This is a genomic window from Peptoniphilus grossensis ph5 (assembly GCF_000311825.1).
Taxonomy (GTDB): Bacteria; Bacillota; Clostridia; order Tissierellales; family Peptoniphilaceae; genus Peptoniphilus_A; species Peptoniphilus_A hominis.
In genome coordinates this window covers 568,784-584,618 of record NZ_HE978567.1, presented here as the reverse complement: position 1 = coordinate 584,618, position 15,835 = coordinate 568,784, and the positions used below count along the sequence as shown (strand labels likewise).

General features: G+C 34.6%; 13 protein-coding genes. 10 read left to right on the top strand and 3 right to left on the bottom strand.

The window, feature by feature from the left end; all coding sequences use genetic code 11:
• Positions 1-146: 146 nt before the first annotated feature.
• Positions 147-464, top strand: coding sequence for a glutathione S-transferase family protein (locus tag HGPG_RS10530; protein WP_019125367.1), 318 nt, complete (start codon positions 147-149; stop codon positions 462-464).
• A gap of 75 nt (positions 465-539) precedes the next feature.
• Positions 540-1,103, top strand: coding sequence for a glutathione S-transferase C-terminal domain-containing protein (locus HGPG_RS10525; protein WP_019125366.1), 564 nt, complete (start codon positions 540-542; stop codon positions 1,101-1,103).
• 82 nt (positions 1,104-1,185) lie between these two features.
• Here HGPG_RS10525 and HGPG_RS07075 read toward each other — a convergent pair whose 3' ends face one another.
• Entirely contained in the window at positions 1,186-2,085 is a 900-nt protein-coding gene (locus HGPG_RS07075) for a LysR family transcriptional regulator (protein WP_019125365.1), read from the bottom strand.
• A gap of 266 nt (positions 2,086-2,351) precedes the next feature.
• Here HGPG_RS07075 and HGPG_RS07070 point away from each other — a divergent pair, with 266 nt between their 5' ends.
• From HGPG_RS07070 to HGPG_RS07055, 4 genes are all read left to right on the top strand, one after another.
• Positions 2,352-3,782 (top strand): sodium:solute symporter family protein, encoded by a 1,431-nt coding sequence (locus HGPG_RS07070; RefSeq protein WP_019125363.1) that lies wholly within the window; start codon positions 2,352-2,354, stop codon positions 3,780-3,782.
• A gap of 42 nt (positions 3,783-3,824) precedes the next feature.
• Positions 3,825-5,237: a dihydroorotase gene (locus HGPG_RS07065; protein ID WP_019125362.1), complete on the top strand. Its 1,413-nt coding sequence runs from the start codon at positions 3,825-3,827 to the stop codon at positions 5,235-5,237.
• Between the two features lie 64 nt (positions 5,238-5,301).
• Positions 5,302-6,495 carry a hydantoinase/carbamoylase family amidase gene (locus HGPG_RS07060; protein ID WP_019125361.1) on the top strand — a complete coding sequence of 398 codons (1,194 nt, stop codon included), beginning with the start codon at positions 5,302-5,304 and terminating at the stop codon, positions 6,493-6,495.
• On the top strand, positions 6,492-7,145 hold the full coding sequence (locus HGPG_RS07055; protein WP_019125360.1) for an aspartate/glutamate racemase family protein: 654 nt from the start codon (positions 6,492-6,494) through the stop codon (positions 7,143-7,145). The genes HGPG_RS07060 and HGPG_RS07055 overlap by 4 nt, the downstream gene beginning before the upstream one ends.
• A 63-nt stretch (positions 7,146-7,208) precedes the next feature.
• On the opposite strand, the gene HGPG_RS07050 is transcribed toward HGPG_RS07055, so the two are convergent.
• Positions 7,209-9,212: a C69 family dipeptidase gene (locus HGPG_RS07050; protein WP_019125359.1), complete on the bottom strand. Its 2,004-nt coding sequence runs from the start codon at positions 9,210-9,212 to the stop codon at positions 7,209-7,211.
• A 239-nt stretch (positions 9,213-9,451) separates the two neighbouring features.
• Here HGPG_RS07050 and msrB point away from each other — a divergent pair, with 239 nt between their 5' ends.
• From msrB to HGPG_RS07035, 3 genes are all read left to right on the top strand, one after another.
• A complete protein-coding gene (msrB, locus tag HGPG_RS07045) occupies positions 9,452-10,390 on the top strand; it encodes a peptide-methionine (R)-S-oxide reductase MsrB (protein WP_019125358.1) in 939 nt (312 codons plus the stop codon).
• A 195-nt stretch (positions 10,391-10,585) separates the two neighbouring features.
• The gene (gene glsA, locus HGPG_RS07040; protein ID WP_019125357.1) at positions 10,586-11,518 is read left to right on the top strand and encodes a glutaminase A; all 933 of its coding nucleotides are present in this window, start codon (positions 10,586-10,588) and stop codon (positions 11,516-11,518) included.
• Positions 11,519-11,529: 11 nt separating this feature from the next.
• Positions 11,530-12,933: an alanine/glycine:cation symporter family protein gene (locus tag HGPG_RS07035; protein WP_019125356.1), complete on the top strand. Its 1,404-nt coding sequence runs from the start codon at positions 11,530-11,532 to the stop codon at positions 12,931-12,933.
• Positions 12,934-13,162: 229 nt separating this feature from the next.
• On the opposite strand, the gene HGPG_RS07030 is transcribed toward HGPG_RS07035, so the two are convergent.
• Positions 13,163-14,068 (bottom strand): alpha/beta hydrolase fold domain-containing protein, encoded by a 906-nt coding sequence (locus tag HGPG_RS07030; protein WP_019125355.1) that lies wholly within the window; start codon positions 14,066-14,068, stop codon positions 13,163-13,165.
• Between the two features lie 319 nt (positions 14,069-14,387).
• Here HGPG_RS07030 and mgtE point away from each other — a divergent pair, with 319 nt between their 5' ends.
• Positions 14,388-15,710: a magnesium transporter gene (gene mgtE / locus HGPG_RS07025; protein ID WP_019125354.1), complete on the top strand. Its 1,323-nt coding sequence runs from the start codon at positions 14,388-14,390 to the stop codon at positions 15,708-15,710.
• Positions 15,711-15,835: the final 125 nt, after the last annotated feature.

Genomic DNA, 15,835 nt, shown 5'->3' with positions numbered 1-15,835 from the left:
GCCAGAAAAAACAACTTGATTAAGAAGAAGGCGGCTGAGGCTGCCTTTTTTGTTTGCCAAAAAGGTCTAGGGGTAAGGATGAAATAAGTTAGCAAAAATTTTAGACAAATAATTAGAATATTTTAGAGAAAGAAAAGGAGATGAATATGGGATTATTAGTTGAAGGTAAATGGGTAGATCAGTGGTACGATACAGAGTCTACTGGCGGAAAATTTGTGAGAAAGGATTCTTCCTTTAGGGACTGGATAACAAGAGACGGAAAAATAGATGACGAGACCAGAAAGGCCTATCCTGCAGAAATCGGAAGGTACCACCTCTATGTTTCACTGGCTTGCCCTTGGGCAGCAAGGACCCTCATGGTGAGAAAACTAAAGGGACTAGAGGACATAGTTGGTCTTTCCATTGTAAGTCCACTTATGTATGACAAGGGTTGGAGTTTTGGAGACTATCCTGGCGCCACATAGGACAAGGTCCACGGCTTTAAGTACCTTCATGAACTTTACACTCACGCAAAGGCAGACTACACAGGAAGAGTTACAGTGCCAGTCTTATATGACACAGTTGAAGAAAAAATTGTAAACAACGAATCCTCAGAAATAATTAGGATTTTCAACCACGCCTTTGATGACTTAGGTGCAAAAGAGGGGGACTTCTATCCTGAAGAATTAAGGGCAGAGATAGATGAGATAAACGACTTCGTCTATGACAGGATCAACAACGGAGTTTACAAGGCAGGCTTTGCCACAAAGCAGGAAGTTTATGCTGAAGAGGCGAAAAATGTCTTTGCTGCCCTAGATAGGATCGAAGAAATTCTTTCAAAGCAAAAATATTTAGTTGGCGACAGGTTCACAGAGGCAGACATAAGACTTTTCACGACTCTAGTTCGCTTTGACGCAGTTTACTTTTCTCACTTCAAGTGCAACCTAAGACCTCTCACTTCCTATGAAAATATTTGGAAATACACTAGACTTATTTATAACATGGAAGGAGTGGCTGAGACAGTGAACTTAGACCACATAAAGACTCACTACTACAAGTCTCACGACATGATAAACCCAAATCAAATAGTGCCTCTAGGTCCAGAAATTGACTTCTCCCTTTGAGAGTTAAATTTTTATAAAAATTTATACAAAAAGAATCCTAGGTTTTTACGCCTAGGATTTTTTAAAGGAAACCATATAATTACTATAACAAATTTTTACATAAACCATTTTTTTCTAGTTCAAGAATGTAATCTTCTAATCTTTTTGTAAGGTTTATTACTACATCTTTAGGATCCCTTTGACTGACTAAATATATTGTTCTATATATACTATTTAATCCATTAATTTTAGAAAGATTATTATTATATTTATTTAAATAATTATAAACACAAACTGGCATAACAGCCCAAGTATTTTTAGATTTAAGGAATTCATATACTAATTCTGCGGAATCAACTGAAATTTTTGGTTTTGAGGCTGCACTCCAAAAATTCTGATGCCATATTTCATAATCAGGTCCCCAATCAAGATGGATTTCATCTTCTTTTTTTAACTCTGTTTCATTCTTAACACTTGAGTAATCGGAATAATTATTATTATAAACTATGTATAGTTCTTCTTTAAAAAGTTCTTTAGTTTTTAAATGTCTAGAACCAAAAGGTCGAGAAACCAGACCTAAATCTAGCTCATAAGTATTTATTAGAGTATAAATATTATAATTCCAGTGTGAGCTGATGTATAATTTTACTTTATTAGAATTAGTAAAACTCCTATAAAAAGAATTTAATAAAAAACTATTTAAACTGTGAGGACCTCCAATTTTTAATTCTATTCTTTCAGAATCATTTATTTTCCAGTCTTCAATATCATCAATTAATGATAAATATTTTTTAGCAAATCCAACAAAACTAATACCTCTTTCAGTTAAACTAACTCCTCTAGATCCATGTCCCCTAGTAAACAAATCGAATCCTAATTCTTCTTCAAGTTTTGTAATTCTATCAGATAGAGTTGACTGACTAATAAAAAGTGCATTTGAAGCTTTTGTCATGCTACCCAACTCTATTGTCTTTAGAAAAGATTCTATTTGCAGATAATTCATAAATTAACTCCTTGTCATCGATTTTTCCGATTGAAAAAAACGTTTTTATGTATTTTTTTAAAAATAAAATGATTGATATAATTAAACTACCGTTAAAACTATACTATAACAACGCAATAAAGTAAATAGGAGGTTTGTATTATGATATCAACATTGAGTTTGAAAATTGCTTGGATATTTTATGGATTTATGAGTATATTTCCATTTTTTTATTTAAGACATAAAAACAAAAAATAAAAATTTAAGTATTTTAGGAGGGAAATAAAATGGCAAAAGAAACAATTTATATTAGTATTGTTATCTTATTTATGGTTGGATTAGGAGTTTTGGGATTATTAATTGGTAGATCCATAAAAGATCCAGATGATTGGGTTGCAGCAAGTCAAAGTTTAGGTATTATACCTTTATCGGGTACATATTTTGCAACAATAGTAAGTGCAACATCGATAGTTAGTTATACGGGTTATTATTATTTAAACGGATGGCCAGGAATGTGGAATTTTGGCGGGACATTACTAACTTCATTTTTAGCAGCATTATGGGTAGCTAAAAAAATGAGAGAATTTGGTGATACGACATTCCCTGAATACATTAAAAGAAGGTTTGGTAAACAGCACTCACTGTTAGCATCTATTGTTATTTTGATAGGATCGGTTACATTATTATCAGCACAAATTACTGCTGCTGTAGTGGTAATTAGAGCGATAGTAGACTGGAACCCTATACTAATAAGCATTTTAGTGTTAATTGTTTTCGTATTATTTACAGCAGTTGGAGGAATGTTAGCAGTTGCGTGGACAGATACAATTTGCGCTTATACAATAATCATTGGTGTATGGGCAATGGCAATTAATTTCTTAATTAAATTAGGAGGATTTGGAAATATGATGGAAGGGTTACATCAATTAAATCCGCAGTATGTTTCAGCTTTTTCAGACACAATTACTCCATTAACAGCTTTAGGTTGGCTTGCAACTTGGGGAATTTGTAATTTTGGAGCACCACAGTTTGTAGGTAGATTTTTGTCGGCAACAACACCTGAATCAGCATCAAAAAGTCAAGCTATTACAGCCCTTATGTTGGGATTATTTATTATCCCACTTTTAATAGTAGGACTTGGAGGAAGATTGGTTTTACCAGGAATAGAGCATCAAGATCTAGTGTTTAATTCATTGGTTACTGAAACAGTACATCCTATTCTAGGTGGTTTAATGTTTGCAGCAGTAATAGCAGCTATAATATCCACAGCAGACTCTCTGTTACTGTTAGCAAGCACAACTTTCACTAGAGATATTTGGAAAGAGTTTATTAAACCAGAAATGGAAAGCAATTTTGAGCTCAAAATGTCAAGAATCATTACAATTATAATTGGAATAATAGGTGTGGTTTTAACGTTTATGCATAGCGATGTAATTCAATCAATCCATGCACGAGCTATAACACTAATGGGATCTTCAATGGCTATGCTAGTTTTAATTGGAGCTTTTAATAAGAAGATAACAAAAGCTGGAGCGATGGCTTCAATGATAACAGGCTTTATAGTAGCTAGTATTTGGTATTCATTGGGACAGCCATACGGAATTTCACCAGCATTAGCAGGTCCAATTAGCTCAGGATTAGTAATGATAATAGTTAGCTCATTTACAAAACCTATGACAAAGGAAGAATTGGAACCATTCTTTCCTGAAGAAGTCTAGAGTTATATTTTAGTTAAAATTTAACAAAGAAAGGATTTTAAAATGAATTTAGATTTAGCAATAATTAATGGTAAGGTATATATAGATGGAGAGTTCAGACAAGTAGATTTAGGAATTAAAGATGAAAAGTTTGCAGTAATTTCTGAGCCAGGAATGATTAAAAACTATAAAGAAGTTATAGACGCACAGGGAAAATATGTAATACCTGGTGGGATTGATACACATGTGCATTTTAGAGATCCAGGGCATAGCGAAAGGGGAACTTTTTATACAGAATCACAAGCGGCTGTTGCTGGAGGAAATACAACAATATTAGAACACCCTATATCCTCACCCCCTCAATATAATAAAGAAATTTTAGATAATAGAAAAAAAGTAGCAGAGGAAAGAGAAGGTATAGTAGATTATGCATTTTTTGGTGCAGCCGGTGGACAATATCCAGAAGAAATTACTAAACTTGCTGAAGAGGGTATAGTAGCGTTTAAAACTTTTTTACATGAAGCTCCTGAAGGAAGAGATGATGAGTTCAGAGGGTTAACTATGGCTAATGATTATGAGATTCTTATAGGAATGAAAGAAGTTGCAAAAACAGGACTACCACTAGGTTCTCATGCAGAAAACAACGATTTAATCCAAGGCTTTATAAAACACTATAGAGATGAAGGGAAAACAAGCCCAGAATATCATTGTAAATCAAGGCCACCAATTTCTGAATACTCTACTGTACAAAAAATGATTCTATTCGCAAAAGAAACTGGATGCGTATTAGATCTTGTTCATATTTCAACACCAGAAGCAATGCAAATGGCAAAAGAGGCTAAAGAAGATGGACAAAAATTATTTTTAGAAACATGTCCTCATTTCTTACTGTTAAACGAAGATGCCCTTTTAGAACATGGTGCGTATGCTAAGTGTAATCCACCATTGAGACCACAAGAAACAGTAGATAAACTTTGGGACTATGTATTAGATGGGACTGTTGATTACATTGGAAGTGATCATGCTCCATTCTTAAAATCAGAGAAAGAAAAGAATCCAGAAGATATATTTGTAGCACCAGCAGGTTTTGTTGGAATTGATCTAAGAATTCCATTGCTTATTAACGAAGCTGTATCTGGTAAAAGAGGACTAACTTTAGAAAGAGTGGTAGAGTTGTGTTGTGAAAATCCAGCGAAAGCATTTAATATATATCCACAAAAAGGAATAATACAACCAGGTTCAGATGCTGACTTAGCAATATTTAGTGTTGATGAAGAAACTATTGTGGATTGGAAAAATAATTACTCCGGCTCTAAAGAAATTGCGAGGGTATATGACGGGTGGAAATTAAATTGTAAAATGAACTATACAATTATAAGAGGAAAAGTTGTAATGAAAGATGGAAAAGTTGACCCGATTGCTGATGGAACTAAGGGATGGGGCAAACTTGTAAAAGCCAATCTAAATAAAAAATAATTTATATGAAATAAGATTACAACTAATTTGGTTGTAGTCTTATTTTATTGAAAAGGAGAATAAAATGAATTTTGAAAGATTTTATAAAAATTTAGAAAAATTTGCTAGTATTGGCAGAAATAAAGACGGTGGGATAACTAGGTTAGCTTTCTCGGAAGAATATAATAAATCAATAAAAGAATTAGAAAAATATGCGGCAAAAAAGGGAATAGAAACAAAAAAAGATAAGGTTGGAAATTTGTTTTTTATTCATAATCCAAATAACTCTGATAAATTTATAATGCTTGGTTCTCATATGGATACTGTTAAATCTGGAGGTCTTTATGATGGAGCTCTGGGTGCAATTTCTGCATTAGAAGTATTAGAAACAATTAAAGAAAAGAATATTGAAACTAAATATGGCATAATTGCAGTTGCCTTTAACGCAGAAGAAGGTAGCGAGATGGGAGGGACTTTTGGAAGTAGAACAATTGCTGGTAGAAATGATTTGAATGATGAAAGTTTAAAAAATAAACTTGGAAAATACAATTTAACAATAGAAGATTTAAAAGATAGCATTATAGATTTTAATAAGATTTTATGTTTTTTAGAACTCCATATTGAGCAAGGTGGGGTTTTAGAACACGAAGGTTTAGATATTGGTGTAGTTGATGGAATAGTAGGAATTACTAGATATAATATAACAATAAAAGGGAATGCAAATCATGCTGGAACTACACCTATGAATTTAAGAAATGACCCTATAAAAAAGCTACCAAAATTATTAGAAAAATTATATGAATTGTCAAACAAATATGATCACCCATTTGTAATGACAGTTGGAGACATTTTAGTAAGGCCGGGAATGTATAACATTATTCCAGCTGAAGTTGAAGTTTTAATAGAAGTTAGAGATATGAAGCAAATCAACATAGACAATTTTTTCAAGGATGTAAAAGAGTTTTTGGATAAAGAAACAATAGATTATTCATTTGTTAAAAATGTAGAAAAACCATCTGTAAAACTAGATAAAAGTTTAATGGAGTTAGCGGAAACGCAAGCTGAAAATCTGGGATATAAATTTAAAATAATGAGTAGTGGAGCTGGACATGATGCAAAAGAAATTAGCCATTTAGTCCCTACTTCGTTAATATTTGTTCCAAGTAAAGATGGAATTAGTCATTCACCTAAAGAATTCACAAAAAAAGAAGACTTAAAAAAAGGAATAAGCTTAATCTATAATATGGTTGTTAGTATTTCTGGAGGTTATTTAAAATGAAAGTTTTATTGATTAATCCAAATAGCAATGATGAAATGACAAATAACTTAAATAGATTGGTGGATAACTTCACTTTGGACAATATTGAAACAGATGTTATTGGAATGAAAAACACACCAGAATTTATAGGTTCGCAAGAAACAATTAATAAAACTTTTAATTCATTAAAGAAATCAATACTAGAAAACAAGGATAAATACGAAATATTTATTTTGGCTTGCCATTTAGATCCAAATTTACAGGCACTAAGAGAGGAAACTAAACAAACTATACTTGGAATAGGAGAATGTTCGTTATTATTTTGTAAAATGCTGGGAAAAAGATTTTCAATTGTGGGATCATCTGAAAAAACAGTTGAATTAAAAAATGACATGGTTTCTAGATACGGTGCCGAAGATTGTTTGGATTACATTGGTTATCCAGAAGGAGATTCTTCAGAATCGTTAGTTGATAGATTATCAGATGCAAGCAAAAAAGCAATTGATAATCATAATTCAGATGTAATAGTTTTAGGGTGTGCAGGATTTGTAGATTTTGATTCATATATTGAATCAAAGATTGATAGAGATGTAATCGATGGAGTAATAGTTTCTTTAATGATAGCAGATAATTATGCTAAGTATAAAAATTATAAAAAAATTAACTATTAATAAAAGAATCCTAGGTTTTTACGCCTAGGATTTTTTAAAGGAATATTTTAATGAATCTTTATTTTATTTTGAAAGTTTTGAAATAATTTGTGCAACTTCTGCCCTTGTCAAGTTGGCCTTTGGAGAGAACTTGTTATTTGAAGTGCCGCTTAAAATTTCTTTGTTAGCTAGGAATTGAATATCTTTGTAAGCCCAGTCAGAAATTTCTTTTTCGTCGTCAAAGACAACTAGCTTAAGAGTTGAAGTGTCGTCGCCCTTTAATTTTAGATAAGATGCTAAAATGTGAGCCATTTCTTCACGAGTGATTTCTTCTGTTGCAAGTGCCTTTGAAGTCTTTGGAAGAAGTTTATTTTCTACAGCCCAGTTCATGTATTCAGTGTAGAATTTTCCTGCTTCGATGTTCTTGTCCTTAACTTCAGCAAATTTTTTAGTGTCAACATTTCCTAGTCTTCCCAAAATTGTTACAAATTCTCCACGAGTGATCTTGTCGTTTGGAGAGAATTTTAAATCAGATGTGCCAACCATTAATTTTTTATTCATAGCTTCGATAATTGGTTTTCTTGCCCAGTGGTCGATTAGGTCAGTCTTTGAAACTTTAGAAAGTTCGCCTTGAAGTCCCTTTTCAAAGTCAAATACTTCTTTTTCCCATTCCATTGTCTTTGCAGTAGAAAATTCTGCTGCCTTAGCCTTGTCTTTAGCGTAAAGGGCAATCCATTCTTTTTCAACTTCTGGAAGTTCTTTCATAACTTTTTCTTCGAAATCAGTTACTTTCTTGCGAGTAGCTTCACCAAGTTCTTCCCTATTTCCTGATACTAAATCATTTACAGATGAGCCAACCCAGTAATATGAATTTGCGTCATAAGTTGGGGCATTGTTTTTAGCTTCAGCTGTTGAGTCGTTGATGTCAGGGAAAATTGGAATCCAAGGAATATTTAGTGGGCTTCCTAGAGTCATCCACATGATGCCAGGTGCATCCTTTGGATAGCCCTCTTTGATTTGGAAGATGTGAGCTTGCATTGTGTTAATTGATCCAATTGGTCTCTTGTGAGTCTTTGGATTTGCTTTTCTTTCAGCCTTGTTGTCTGATGGAATATATTCTGTTCCTTCAAATCTATTTCTAAATACATTTAGGGCATGTTCAATTGTAATTTTTTCTGAATCCTTAGAAAGGTCATTTAATAGTTCAAATCTCTCTGCATCGTAAGGAACTTTTGAATTAGGGTCTAAGTCGTGAATACCAGACCAAACTCTTGAACGAGATGTATCTCTAATTTCCTTTGGACCATAAGAGCCAGCCATGTCCATTAGTCCATCTTCTGTTTCCTTATAAGTCTTTGCCTTCTTTGCAACTTCAACAATGTCTTTTGATGCAATTACATTTTCCTTGTCCTTAAGGTCAACGCCGCCTAGCCAATAATCGTTAGGGAAAATACTGAACTTGTCGGCAGGATATTTTATAGCAACATATTGGTGGCCAGAATAAATTTCCATGTACCAAACTTCATCTTGGTCTCCAAAAGCTACAATGTCGCCCATGGAAGCGCCTTGTTTGTCAATTGTGTCAGCTAAAAGTTCAATTGCTCCTCTAGCAGACTTTGCATGTGCAAGTAAAAATGTAGTCATACTTGCTTCGTTTACGCCATTTTTAACAAATGGGTCTGCCTTTTCAATTTCTTCTGATGGGTCAGCAGAAACTGTACAGAAAATGCCAACGCCAGCTTCATTGTAGCCAGCTGCATCATAAACGCCTTGTTCCATTTCCTTTGGCTTAGCAGAAGAGTCTGGAGTTGAGAAGAACTTTAGGGAGTCTTCTGGGTGTATGTATTCAAATCCATTGTTTACGTCTACAAGCTTGCTGCCCTTTTTAAATTCTCCACGAGGGTGACATACAAGTCTCATAGTTCTATTTCTTTGATAGTCTTCAGTTCTACCAAAGATAAAAGATCCGTCAGCTGTAAGGTCCTTTCCTACAATAATTCCTGTGCAGGCAAAAGTTGGAACTGCCATAGAAAGAACTAGTGTAGAGGCAAGACCTGCCACTAATAATTTTTTCTTACTATTTTTCATAATAGCCTCCTATTAAAAATTTTCTCTTAATAAAATTGTTTTCCTCATGAATAAATACAATTTTTAAGAGAAAGACTAAATATAAATTATCACCTCATTGCCATTAAGTCAATGTTTTTATTGGTGCACAATTATTCGTCGCTATAGCAAAGAAAAAGGTTTGCACTGTTTTACTTTTGAAGAAGAGCCAAGCTTTGAAAGATAAAGCTCTCTTTGGGTATAAGTAAATAGGTGATTTTATGAAAAATATTAAAGTTATATATTTAGCTGGGGGATGCTTTTGGGGCACGGAAGCTTATTTTAAAAAATTAAGGGGAATTGCAAAGACACTTGTAGGCTATGCCAATGGCGACAGCGACGAGACATCTTATGAAATTGTGGCAAGGACTGACCACGCAGAGACAGTGAAAATTTACTACGATTTTTCAAGAATTTCTCTCACAGAAATCCTCCTCCACTATTTTAGGATTATAAATCCAAAGTCCATAAATAGGCAGGGTAACGACATGGGAAGACAGTACCGCACTGGAATTTATTGGGAAGAAGGAGACTCTGAGTCCGAAGAAATAGTTAGAGACTTTATAAAATATGAAGAAGAAAAAATTGGCAAAGTTGCAGTGGAAATTTCTCCCCTCAAAAATTTTGTCAAGGCAGAGGACTACCACCAAGACTACCTAGACAAGAATCCAGGCGGCTATTGCCATGTGAACTTAAGTAGGGCAGAAGACCCAATAATTGATGACGACAGAAAATTTCTTGAGGATAAGAGGGCTCAACTGGACGACCTTTCCTACAATGTCATGGCAAAAGCAGGCACTGAAAGACCCTTCACCAGCAAATTAAACGATGAGTACAGAAGGGGAATCTATGTAGATAAACTTTCCAAGAAGCCACTTTTTGCATCAAGTGACAAATTTGAATCTGGCTGCGGCTGGCCATCTTTTTCTCGTCCAATTGTGTCAAATTATTTAGATGAAAATGTAGACAGATCCTTTGGCATGGTGAGAACTGAAGTGAGATCTCTTTCTTCAGATTCCCACCTTGGTCATGTCTTCGGCGACGGACCAAGTGACAAGGGCGGGCTTAGGTACTGCATAAATGGTGCAGCCCTGGAATTTATTCCCTATGAAGAAATGGATGAGAAGGGATATTCTGATTATAAAATTTTTGTTAAGTGAAAAATTTTTTGGGACCTATTGTTACAATAGGTCCTTTTTTTTATAAAATTCTCTATTTTTAAAAATTTTATAAAAAAATGAAGACCATCTCCTACATTTTAGTATATTAGTAAGCTCAAATTTTACATTGAAAAAGGCTTTTTGATATGGTAATCTAATTATTAGAGGAAAACAATTCCAAATAAATATAAGGAGGTGAGAACAATAATTTACACTGATGAAATTTTAGAAGAAGCTCTCAACTTAGGTAGGAAATACTTACATGAGGGAGCTGTTGCAGATTATATCCCTGAGCTTGCAAAGGTTAATGCCAATAAGGTTGCAATTTCAGTAATTGAAGATGGAAATTTAAAAAGCATTGGCGACTCAAAAGTCAGATTTTCAATTCAATCAATTGTAAAGGTAATTTTATATTCCCTTGCCATGAAAAATTACAAGGTTGCTGAACTAAAAAAATATGTTGGCGTTAGACCATCTGCAAAGCCTTTTAACAGCGTCATTGAACTAGAACTTTCTGAAAAGAGAATACCAGTTAATCCTTTTATCAATGCTGGAGCAATTATTATAGTAGCTATTTTATATAATGTTTACAGAGAAAAAACTTTTGATGTTATTCTTGAAAAGACAAGTGAGTTTCTAGGAGAAGAAGTGGACTACAGCAGAGAAATTGCTCAGTCAGAAAAAGAATCTTCTTTCACAAATAGGACCCTAATTTATTTGATGTTAGCTAAGGGACTTTTGCCAAGTGACACAAAGGTAGAGGAAGTCTTAGATACATATTTTAAAGCTTGTTCCATTCTTGTCAACACAGAAAACTTGGCTCACATGTCCTATGTCATTTCCAATGACGGCATTGACTTAGAAGGAAAAGAGATTATAACTCCAAGAGAAGCGAGAGTTTTAAGGTCCCTTATGGCAACTTGTGGAACCTATGACTACTCAGGAGATTTTGCAATTAGAGTGGGACTACCTGCTAAATCAGGTGTTGGTGGCGGAATAGTTACTGCATCAAAAAATAAAACAGGACTTGCAGTATATGCACCAAGACTTGACAAGCATGGCAACTCCTATTCTGGAGTTAGAATGTTAGAATTCTTATCAAACGAATTAGACTTATCAATTTATTAGAGAGGTGGAAAATGAGAGATTTACTATCAGCCGTTAATGGCGTTTTATACTATCCAATACTTATTATAGTATTACTTGCCTGTGGACTTTATTTCACAATTAGAACAAGATTTATACAATTCGGACTACTAGGCGAAGCCTTTAAAGTAATAAAAGAAAAACCAGAAGGAAAAGACGACGTATCATCCTTCCAAGCACTTATGGTATCAACTGCATCAAGAGTAGGTACTGGTAATATAGTTGGTGTTGCCAATGCAATTTGTCTTGGTGGACCAGGAGCAGTATTCTGGATGTGGATTATAGCACTTATTGGTGGCGCATCAGCTTTTATCGAATCAACACTTGCACAAATTTATAAAAAAAGAGGATCTGACGGAGTATCCTATGGTGGACCTTCTTACTACATTGAAAATGCAATTGGCTCAAGAGGACTTGGAGTTCTATTTGCAGTAGCACTTATAGCAACTTACGCAGTAGGCTTTAACATGCTTGCATCCTTCAACCTTCAAGACTCCTTTAGAGTATATGACTTCTATGTACCAGGAAAAACTTCTTGGATGATAGGTGCTGTACTTGCCCTAATCGCAGGATATTGTATCCTTGGCGGTGGCAAGAGAATAATAAAATATACATCACTATTAGTACCAATCATGGGCATAATTTTCGTTATCATGGCACTTGTAATGATAGTTATAAATGCAAAGAATATTCCTTCAATGTTTGGAATGATCTTTAAAGACGCTTTTAACTTCAAGGCAATCTTTGGTGGAGTTGCAGGTTCAGCTCTAGTACAAGGTATTAAGAGAGGACTTTACTCTAACGAAGCTGGTATGGGTTCTGCTCCAAACGCAGCAGCATCAGCATCAGTATCTCACCCTGTAAAACAAGGTCTAGTACAAATGATTTCTGTATTCCTAGACACAATCGTTATCTGTTCAGCAACTGCCTTTATGTCACTAGCATCAGGCATAGCACCAACAGAAGAATTAGCAGGAGCACCTTTCGTACAAGCATCACTTTCAACAGTATTTGGACACTACGGAAACCTATTTATCACAGTTTCCCTTGCATTATTTGCCTTCACAACACTACTTGGTAACCTATACTATGTAGACTCATGTTTGACATACCTAAACAAAAAGACACCTTCAAAGACATTTATGCTTTGCTACAGAATAATAGCAACAATCCTAATCTTTGTAGGAGCTGGAATGGAAATGTCACTTGCATGGGATGTTGCCGACTTCCTAATGGGCGTTATGTGCTTAATTAACATTCCATCAATAATTTATCTTGGCAGCATTGCCCTTAAAGCTCTTGACGACTACAAGAAACAAAGAGCCGAAGGCAAGAACCCAGTATTTAAGGCAGAAGCAGTTGGCATCGACACTTCAAAACTAGACTACTGGAAATAATATTTTCGATAACAATTTTGAAAAATTTGCTAAATAAAAAAAGATTGGACCTTGGTTTATAACTTAGGTCCATTTTTTTGCAAAATTTTAATTAGATGGGGGAATTTTTAAGAATAAAAATTTCTAAGAACTATGGAAAACTTTAAAGCTTGGTAAATTTTTAAAAGACAAGGGAAAATTTGTTGACAGTCTAAAAAAGCTCAGACCTTCTCGCTTTGAGCCTTTGTTTTTATTTTAAAATTTTTATTATCTCCTCTTGTGCCTCTCTTCCTTCTTTGAAGATTGACAAAAGTGGATAGCAGTGGCAAAGTCCCTCTCCCACAATTATTTTATACTTTACGCCATAATTTTTTAGGGCTTTCTCAAAAAGTGGGGCAAAGGCATAGATTACTTCCCTTGATCCAAAGTAGAGGTAGGTCATGGGGAAATTCTTGAAGTTTCCCCTAAAGGGATAGAGCATGTAGTCTGGCACAGCTTCTCCCTTTGTCATAATATTTTTTGCAGTTTCAAAATATTTATAGTCAACTATAATATCTTTTTCGTTTAATTTTCTAACCCTATCCATGTCAAGCTCTTCACATAGACATCCGCCTGGGGAAGATGCGATGATCTCCCTTGGCATCCTTATGTCCAACTTGTTTTCGTTGATGTAAAGGCAAATTCCAAGGGCAAGGGAGGCTCCAGATGAAAAGCCAATAAGAGAAAGGGGCTCTTTATTTTCTTCATTGTAGGTTTTTGTCATCTCTTCATAAACTTTTACAGTCGAAGCATAGGTTTTTACTATGCTATTTTCTATGCAAAGTGGATAGAAGTAAAACCAGACATCCTTACCCGTCTCGCGGCAAATTTTTTTGGCAAGATTTAAATCTCTCTTGTCGGGATTTGTTATGTAGCCGCCGCCAAACAAGTATAAAATTGCCCCGGGACTTTTATTTTTTGAGTGAAGAATGATTAGTCTTTGGGACAAAAATATTTTATCTTCAAAATAAAGATCCTCTTCATCTAAAACTTTAAAGCTTGGCTTTTGATTTTGCCTTCTGGCATAATTTAAAATTTTGTCCTCTGGAAGGAGAAATATTTTTTTAAGTCTAATTAATTTTACAAACTTTTCAAGAATTTTATATGTAAAGCTCATGGCGACCCCCTATTTTCAAGGCGATTTTATCACTTTATGATAAATAATTTTATAAAAAATTTGGCATAATTTATTTAAAATAATAAGTTGTAAAATAAAATGAGACACAAATAAATATTGAAATAGATTTAAAAGACCCCTTGTGATAAAATAAGTGTATATGGAGGTGTTTACATGGATACCAGTCGACCCTGGAAAAATGTATTAGTCTATGCGATAAAGGAAGATCTAAAGATTTAGCAAGAGCTAAGTCTATTTAAGTATGCCTCTTTACCGCCTAGACAGCGGCTTTTTTTATGCAAAAATTTAAGGAGGCTTTATGAAAAATTACAATAGAGAAGAATTACTTAAGACACAAGAATTAATCAACAGGATGGACCCTGTTGATATCGCAGAAAAACTAGAAGACCTACCAAAGGAAGAAGTTGCCATTTGGATAAAACTTTTGAACAAGGACCTCTTGGCAGATGCCTTTTCACTTTTGCCAAGGGACAAAAAAATTGAAATAATAGGCTCTCTTTCCCAAGAAAAAATCATGTCCCTTATGAAGGACTTGGAAGAAGATGAACTTGTAGATACCTTGCAAGAACTTCCTGCCAACATGGTTAGAAAGCTCATGAACCAATACATTGAAGAGGACAGAAGACCAATTATCAACGAACTACTAGGCTTCCCTAAGGATTCTGTTGGTTCCATCATGTCCGTTGGTTTCATCTTTGTTAAGTCAACAGCTACACCGACACAAGCTTTAGAAAAAATCATTCACTCAGAACTTGATGCAGATAGATTGGAACAAGTTTGGGTGACAAATGAGTCCCTAGTCCTCATAGGCTATGTGAACCTAGCCGACCTTCTTCGTAACAGAAATAAAAATATTGAAGAATTTATGCATCCAATAAACTCCAGCGTCTATGCCACAGATGACCAAGAAGTTGTTGCTAAGCTAGCCTTCAAGTACGACCTATCAGAAATACCTGTAACAGATTCTGAAGGTAGACTAGTTGGTATTGTGCCAGTAGAATGGGCAATCGATGTAATGCACGAAGAATACGAAGAAGACCTTGGCAATATCCACGGTATTAGCGAATCATCACCAGAGCACTATTGGGACAAGTCCGTAATTAGACTTGCAAAGGATAGGACAATGTGGCTTATCATTTGCCTTGTTACGGCAACCTTTACTAGCTTTATTATAAAAAGATACGAAGCACTTTTAGCATCAAGCGTGGCTCTCGCAGCCTATATTCCCATGCTAATGGACTCAGGCGGAAATGCAGGAACACAATCATCTACCACAATAATTCGTGGGATTTACACAGGCGAAGTTGAATTCAAAGAATTTTTTGCAGTAATGTTTAAGGAACTTCGCATTGGGCTTATAGTTGGGGCAATACTTGTAGTAGTAAATATAGTTAGGATGTCTATCCTTGACACAGTCGACCTTGGGGTGACACTTACAGTATCTGTAACACTTCTCACAACTATAGTTTTGTCAAAGATGATAGGTGGAATACTTCCACTAATAGCAGAAAAACTAAAAATCGACCCAACAATTATGGCTGGTCCACTTATCACAACTATAGTAGATACCCTTGTCCTCTTCGTATATTTCGAAGTGGCAACTATGTTAATAGGAGTTTAAATTTTTGAGATCAAAAATTTTTTACTGACTAAAAACTATGGAATAAATTATGGCTATAAATTATATAGAAAAAATATTTAAATCGCGGTACATATGTATCGCGGTTTTTTATGGTGAAAAATAAA

What these genes read in the sequence shown, in the direction of transcription:
- HGPG_RS07075 (WP_019125365.1), bottom strand. Translation starts at nt 2,085, where the DNA reads ATGAATTATCTGCAAATAGAATCTTTTCTAAAGACAATAGAGTTGGGT.
- HGPG_RS07050 (WP_019125359.1), bottom strand. Translation starts at nt 9,212, where the DNA reads ATGAAAAATAGTAAGAAAAAATTATTAGTGGCAGGTCTTGCCTCTACA.
- HGPG_RS07070 (WP_019125363.1), top strand. Translation starts at nt 2,352, where the DNA reads ATGGCAAAAGAAACAATTTATATTAGTATTGTTATCTTATTTATGGTT.
- HGPG_RS07055 (WP_019125360.1), top strand. Translation starts at nt 6,492, where the DNA reads ATGAAAGTTTTATTGATTAATCCAAATAGCAATGATGAAATGACAAAT.
- HGPG_RS07035 (WP_019125356.1), top strand. Translation starts at nt 11,530, where the DNA reads ATGAGAGATTTACTATCAGCCGTTAATGGCGTTTTATACTATCCAATA.
- HGPG_RS07065 (WP_019125362.1), top strand. Translation starts at nt 3,825, where the DNA reads ATGAATTTAGATTTAGCAATAATTAATGGTAAGGTATATATAGATGGA.
- mgtE (WP_019125354.1), top strand. Translation starts at nt 14,388, where the DNA reads ATGAAAAATTACAATAGAGAAGAATTACTTAAGACACAAGAATTAATC.
- HGPG_RS07060 (WP_019125361.1), top strand. Translation starts at nt 5,302, where the DNA reads ATGAATTTTGAAAGATTTTATAAAAATTTAGAAAAATTTGCTAGTATT.
- HGPG_RS07030 (WP_019125355.1), bottom strand. Translation starts at nt 14,068, where the DNA reads ATGAGCTTTACATATAAAATTCTTGAAAAGTTTGTAAAATTAATTAGA.
- HGPG_RS10530 (WP_019125367.1), top strand. Translation starts at nt 147, where the DNA reads ATGGGATTATTAGTTGAAGGTAAATGGGTAGATCAGTGGTACGATACA.
- msrB (WP_019125358.1), top strand. Translation starts at nt 9,452, where the DNA reads ATGAAAAATATTAAAGTTATATATTTAGCTGGGGGATGCTTTTGGGGC.